We start from the raw sequence: 4,536 nt of genomic DNA, 5'->3' as shown, positions 1-4,536 counted from the left end.
GGCGAGCCACGGAACCCCGGCAGGCACACGGAGAACTCCGGCGAGGTGCCGTAGTTGTTGTACCGCTCCCACCCCCCAGCGTGCACCATCGCGTCCGCTACCGGCTCCAGTTCCACCGTATGGGAGACGCGCGTGCAGCTCACTCCATCGCCCGCGAAGTCCGCGTTGCAGGTGCAGGTGAAGCCCTCGGCCGTGTCGGTACACGTGGCGTCGATGGAGCAGTTGTTCGCGCCGGAGGCGCACTCGTTACCGGCGAGAGTGTCCGCGCGCTGAGCGGCGGCAAGAGGCTCGACGGACGGCTCGCCCTCGGGCAGCGGGCCACAGGCACTCGCGGCCAGCAGCAGCGTGGCCATGAGCCCAAGGAGAGAAGGGAACGAGAGCCGGCGAGCGCAAGTCAGGAGCTTCTTGAGCACTTTCATAAGGCGGGTGTCCTGTCTGGGTGTCGTGTCGTGGGTGAGGTCCGGAGGGTCCACGCACTGAGCACCTCGCGTGCCAGCCTCCTTTCCGGGTGAGATTCCGACCTTTCCGAGAAAACACCCTGTCTGCGCGGACCGCACGCGTCAGATCGAACGCAAGCGCGTTCCGAATGGAAGCAAGCCTGATCCCATTCACTCTCTGCGCACGGGGTAGGAGCAACTGCGACCATCCGCTATAGCGGACACGTTGACTCCGTCCGTTATAGCGGATACTTTTGCCAACATAATGACGTTTCTTGTTCCCAAGTCCTCCCGTCCGAAACCCGCTCCTCCCCGATTGCGTGTCCGCCACTGAGCGGGTGCCGAGCCACGGAGAGCATGTAGCAGTCTTCCATTTCCCTTCCTTCTCTTGCGCGGGCCTCCCTCTTCACGAGGTGCCGGGTACGTGTGCCTTTTTCTCTCGGAGTCCTTCATGTCCCTGGCCCAGCCCGTCACCGCCGCGCTCTCGCAGGAAGAGCTCCTCGCCACGGCCCAGGAGCTGAAGTCGGCCTCCGCGGAGCAGATCCTCGCCTGGGCCGAGCGCCGGTTCGGTGTGAGCGCGGCGATCGCGTGCAGCTTCGGCGCGGAGGATGTGGTGCTCATCGATATGGCGCGCAACCACGCCCCCAGCATGCGCCTGTTCACGCTCGACACCGGCCGGCTGCCGCCGGAGACGTATGAGCTCATCGAGGTACTGCGCAAGCGCTACGGGCTGGAGGTGGAGACCTACTTCCCCCAGCGGGAGCGAGTGGAGGCGCTGGAGTCCTCCCAGGGATACTTCTCCTTCCGCAAGAGCCTCGAGGCACGCAAGGAGTGCTGCGGCATCCGCAAGGTGGAGCCGCTGAAGCGAGCGCTCGCGGGCCGGCAAGCGTGGGTGACGGGGCTGCGCCGGGAGCAGTCCATCACGAGAACCTCGGTGGAGATCCTCGAGCTTGATGCGGACCACGGCGGTCTGGCCAAGCTGAACCCGCTGGCGGCGTGGAGCGCCCGGCAGGTGTGGTCCTACATCCAGGAGAACGGCGTCCCCTACAACCTGCTCCACGATCGCGGCTACCCGTCCATCGGCTGCGCGCCCTGCACCCGCGCGGTGAAGCCCTATGAGGACGAGCGCGCCGGCCGCTGGTGGTGGGAGTCCGCCGACAAGCGCGAGTGCGGGCTGCACGTCCGCGACTGAGCGCCCGGAGAACGAACCATGGCCTCGCCTGGCACCGCCATCGACTACCCCGTCTGCCTCCGCCTGCAGGGCAAGCGCGTCCTGCTCATTGGAGCCGGCACCATCGCCGAGGGGCGCGCGCTTCAGCTCATCGAGGCCGGTGCGCGGCTGCGGATGATCGCGCCCGCGGCCACCGCCACGCTGCGGCGCCTGGGCGCGGAGGGACGGATGGAGCTGCTGGAGCGTGCCTACGCCCTGGGAGACCTGCACGGGTACGCCCTCGTGTTCGTCGCCACGGATGACCGGCGGGTCAGCCAGGCGGTGGCAGACGAGGCGCGGGTGCTTGGGGTCTGGCTGAACGCGGCAGATGAGCCGGACCTGTGTGACTTCACGCTGCCCTCGGTGGGACGCCGCGGCTCCATCACCGTCGCGGTCTCCACCAGTGGCCAGGCCCCCGCGCTGGCGCGGCACCTGCGGCAGCGGCTGGTCGATCAAATCTCGCTCCACCACGTGCAGCTCGCCCGGCTCAGCGGGTGGCTTCGCGAGCGCCTGCCGCGCGGCCCTGATCGGGGCCGGCTGCTGCGCCTGCTGGTGGAGGAAGACATTCGCGGACTGCTGGCCCGAGGCCAGCGCCGGGCAGCGTGGGCCCGGATCCGCGCAGAGCTCGCAGCACTGGGAGAGACAACATGAGGAGCGGTTCCAAGGGATGGGTGTACCTGGTAGGTGCGGGACCTGGAGATCCAGGCCTGCTGACGCTGCGAGCTGCGAGCCTGCTCGCGAGCGCGGACACCGTCGTGCATGACCGGCTCATCCACCCGGGAGTCCTGGAGCACGCGCGCCCTCACGCCCGCATCCTCTACGTGGGCAAGGAGGGCGGTGGAGACTCGGTGCCGCAGGAGGACATCCACACCCTGCTCATCCAGCAGGCCCGGCTGGGCCGGATGGTGGTGCGGCTCAAGGGTGGCGATCCGTTCGTCTTCGGCCGAGGAGGAGAAGAGGCGCTCGCGCTCGAGGCGGCGGGCATTCCCTACGCGGTGGTGCCGGGCGTCTCCAGCCTCGCCGCTGCACCCGCCGCGGCGGCCATCCCCATCACCCACCGGGGCCTCTCGGGGGCGGTGACGTTCGCCTCCGCGCACCTCGTCCATGACACCCCGGACTGGGCACACCTGGCGCGCTCGGAGACACTGGTCCTCTTCATGGCGGGCCGGCGGCTCGAGGAGGCCACGCGCTCCCTCATCGCCGCGGGGCTGGCGTCGACCACGCTCGCCGCCGCCGTGGAGTCGGGCACCTGGGAACACCAGCGAGTCGTCGAGGGGACGATCGCCACCATCGCCTCGCGCGTGAGGGAGGCCGAGCTGGGCTCTCCCACGCTCCTCATCGTCGGCGCGGTGGTGTCGCTCCGCTCGCAGCTGAGCTCGCTGGTCGCCAGTTCCACACCTTCAGGGGGCTCGCTGCCCCGAGTCGCGGAGGCCGGTCGTGAGTGAGTCCACATCCGCACGCTTGTCCCACCTGACGGTGCTCGAGGCGGAGAGCATCCACATCCTCCGCGAGACGGTGGCGGAGTTCGCCAACCCGGTGATGCTCTACAGCATCGGCAAGGACTCGCAGGTGCTGCTGCACCTGGCGCGCAAGGCCTTCCACCCGGCGCCCCTGCCCTTCCCGCTGCTCCACGTGGACACGACGTGGAAGTTCCGGGAAATGTACGCCTTCCGGGATCGGTTCACCTCCCAGCATGGCTTCCGGCTGCTCGTGCACCAGAACCGCAAGGCGCTGGCCGAGGGCATCAATCCCTTCGATCACGGCAGTCAGAAGTACACCCACTCCGTGAAGACGCAGGCGCTGCTGGAGGCGCTCTCGCTGCACGGCTTCGATGCGGCGTTCGGCGGGGCCCGGCGGGACGAGGAGAAGTCCCGGGCCAAGGAGCGGGTGTTCTCGTTCCGGGATCGCCACGGCCAGTGGGAGCCGCGCCGGCAGCGGCCCGAGCTGTGGAACCTCTACAACGGCCGCATCGACGCGGGCGAGAGCATGCGCGTCTTCCCGCTGTCCAACTGGACCGAGCTGGATGTGTGGCACTACATCCTCAAGGAGCGCATCCCGGTCGTCCCGCTGTACTTCGCCGCCGAGCGCCCGGTGGTGGAGCGCAGCGGCAACCTCATCATGGTGGATGACGAGCGCATGCGGCTGAAGCCGGGCGAGCGCCCCGTGATGAAGCGGGTGCGGTTCCGGACGCTGGGCTGCTACCCGCTCAGCGGCGCCATTGAGTCCTCGGCCACCACGGTCGAGACGGTCATCCACGAGATGGTCAACGACCGCCACTCCGAGCGGCAGGGCCGGCTCATCGACTACGACGAAGAGGGCTCGATGGAGCTCAAGAAGCGCGAGGGCTACTTCTAATGGACACCACACTGCAACCGCCCGTCACGGACATCCAGCAGTTCCTCCTCGATCACGCAAGCAAGGAGCTGCTGCGGCTGGTGGTGGTGGGCTCCGTGGACGACGGGAAGTCCACGCTCATTGGCCGGCTCCTCTACGAGTGCGACGGACTCTTCGAGGATCAGATCTCCGCGGTCCGGCGCGCCACCGCCAAGCGCGTGGCGGCCACCGAGGGGACTCCCTCCACCACAGAGGTGCTGGCACGAGGGCTCCAGGCCGCGGCCAGCGCGGAGCTGCCCCAGCAGGAGGAGGAGATCGACTTCTCCCTCTTCACGGACGGGCTGCGCGCCGAGCGCGAGCAGGGCATCACCATCGACGTGGCGTACCGCTACTTCTCCACGCCGCGGCGGAAGATCATCGTCGCGGACACGCCAGGACACCTGCAGTACACGCGCAACATGGCCACGGGCGCCTCCACGGCGGACGCGGCGGTGATCCTCGTGGACGCGCGGCTGGGCGTGCTGGCGCAGACGCGGAGGCACGCGTACATCGCCT

Annotated in this window: 6 protein-coding genes; 5 read left to right on the top strand and 1 reads right to left on the bottom strand. The window is 68.7% G+C overall.

What is annotated here, in order from left to right; genetic code table 11:
• A partial coding sequence (locus VD972_RS11135; protein WP_324985074.1) for a calcium-binding EGF-like domain-containing protein occupies window positions 1-419 on the bottom strand: 419 nt, incomplete at its 3' end.
• Between the two features lie 469 nt (window positions 420-888).
• Here VD972_RS11135 and VD972_RS11130 point away from each other — a divergent pair.
• The 5 genes from VD972_RS11130 to VD972_RS11110 all read left to right on the top strand — a co-directional run.
• Entirely contained in the window at window positions 889-1,629 is a 741-nt protein-coding gene (locus VD972_RS11130) for a phosphoadenylyl-sulfate reductase (protein ID WP_324985071.1), read from the top strand.
• Window positions 1,630-1,647: 18 nt separating this feature from the next.
• Complete coding sequence (locus VD972_RS11125; protein WP_324985068.1) at window positions 1,648-2,298, top strand: bifunctional precorrin-2 dehydrogenase/sirohydrochlorin ferrochelatase; 651 nt, start codon at window positions 1,648-1,650, stop codon at window positions 2,296-2,298.
• The gene (cobA, locus tag VD972_RS11120; protein WP_324985065.1) at window positions 2,295-3,092 is read left to right on the top strand and encodes a uroporphyrinogen-III C-methyltransferase; all 798 of its coding nucleotides are present in this window, start codon (window positions 2,295-2,297) and stop codon (window positions 3,090-3,092) included. Before VD972_RS11125 ends, cobA begins: the two co-directional genes overlap by 4 nt.
• Entirely contained in the window at window positions 3,085-4,002 is a 918-nt protein-coding gene (cysD, locus tag VD972_RS11115; protein WP_324985062.1) for a sulfate adenylyltransferase subunit CysD, read from the top strand. The genes cobA and cysD overlap by 8 nt, the downstream gene beginning before the upstream one ends.
• On the top strand, window positions 4,002-4,536 hold a 535-nt coding region (locus VD972_RS11110), incomplete at its 3' end, for a GTP-binding protein (protein ID WP_324985059.1). The genes cysD and VD972_RS11110, both read left to right, overlap by 1 nt.

The organism is Hyalangium sp. (genome assembly GCF_035629615.1).
Lineage (GTDB): Bacteria > Myxococcota > Myxococcia > Myxococcales > Myxococcaceae > Hyalangium.
This window is presented reverse-complemented; position numbering and strand designations above follow the sequence as displayed.

What these genes read in the sequence shown, in the direction of transcription:
- cobA (WP_324985065.1), top strand. Translation starts at nt 2,295, where the DNA reads ATGAGGAGCGGTTCCAAGGGATGGGTGTACCTGGTAGGTGCGGGACCT.
- VD972_RS11130 (WP_324985071.1), top strand. Translation starts at nt 889, where the DNA reads ATGTCCCTGGCCCAGCCCGTCACCGCCGCGCTCTCGCAGGAAGAGCTC.
- VD972_RS11125 (WP_324985068.1), top strand. Translation starts at nt 1,648, where the DNA reads ATGGCCTCGCCTGGCACCGCCATCGACTACCCCGTCTGCCTCCGCCTG.